At 48.8% G+C, this 1,204-nt stretch carries 2 protein-coding genes; one reads left to right on the top strand and one right to left on the bottom strand.

Translation table 11 applies throughout. The features are described from left to right. Window positions 1–390 (top strand): Ivy family C-type lysozyme inhibitor (ivy, locus tag ACRC27_RS07055; RefSeq protein ID WP_438639520.1); only part of this gene is annotated, 390 nt, incomplete at its 5' end. 66 nt (window positions 391–456) lie between these two features. Here ivy and ACRC27_RS07050 read toward each other — a convergent pair. Next, the coding region (locus ACRC27_RS07050; RefSeq protein ID WP_438639519.1) for a GGDEF domain-containing protein at window positions 457–1,204 on the bottom strand (748 nt) is incomplete at its 5' end.

Raw genomic sequence — 1,204 nt, 5'->3', positions numbered from 1 at the left:
CAAGAGTTACCGACACTGGGCTCGTTGCAGCAGGATTCTGCCGCCAGCCAAGCCTTTACCGTGATGCAAGGCAAACACACTCTGCCTGCGTGGGTCAAAAAAGGCAGTACCGATTCACCAACACAAACAGTACGCCTTGATGGCAAAGAATACTGGGTATTCAGCGCCTGCAAACCACATGACTGTGCGGCAGAACAACTGGCGATGCTGTACTCACCGCAAAGCCATACCATGGCCGGTGTGCTGTCACGCAGCAATGAAGACAGCACCGCACAACAGCTGACCTGGCTGAATGTCAGTGATGATTTATCCATTGATGGTAAAACGGTGCTGTTCGCTGCGCTCAGTGGCAGTTTAGCCAATCACCCAGACAGCTTTAACTACCAATAAGTTTTGTCATCTACATTTTAGCGCTCAAGATTAATTATCATGGTTAGGCCGCAAAGATCGGCGGCCTTAGCCATCGACCGATTCTTCAATGCCTTCACGAATGTCTTCGCGCGTAAAGTAATGCCAGCAATTGCGCCCCACACTCTTGCTCTTATACAGCGCTTGGTCAGCTTGCTCAAACAATACTGCCGCCGGTTGTGGGCCATTTGCTACGCCCATACTCAAGGTCACGCGGCAGCTATTTTCCCGCCAACGTAATGCGCGGATCACCGTCTGGAGTTGCTCTAATACCGAAGTCAGTGCGCGCCCTTGCAGTGGCAGTATGGCCGCAAACTCATCACCGCCGATGCAGTACACATGCGCCACGCCCAGCTCTTCGGCCAGCACGCCAGATACGCGGCGGAGCACCACATCACCAAAAGCATGCCCCCAGGTATCGTTAATCAGCTTAAAGCGATCGACATCAATCAAGACCAATACAAAGTGGGTGTTATGCTGTACGGCCAGCGCCATATCTTCATCAAAAGCGCGGCGATTAAAAATTTTCGTCAATGGATCAAGACGTAAACTTAAATGATAGGTTTTATAATGTTCTTTAAGTACCAAAATACTTCTATCCACAAACCATGCATTATGCGCTTCTTTATCTAACTGCGACGTTTGATTTTCTGATAGCAGCGTGAACTCTTGCTCCACTAACCCTAACTCTTGGCGAAATATTTTAAGTAATGCACGCAATCCTAATGCAGAAAGCAATACGATTAAGGAGATAGGAATGACCAACATGACAAACTCATGCATAAATGCCTGCCGA

Origin of the sequence: Plesiomonas sp. (assembly GCF_051650925.1) — a bacterium.
Taxonomy (GTDB): Bacteria; Pseudomonadota; Gammaproteobacteria; order Enterobacterales; family CAMTGL01; genus Plesiomonas.
This window is presented reverse-complemented; position numbering and strand designations above follow the sequence as displayed.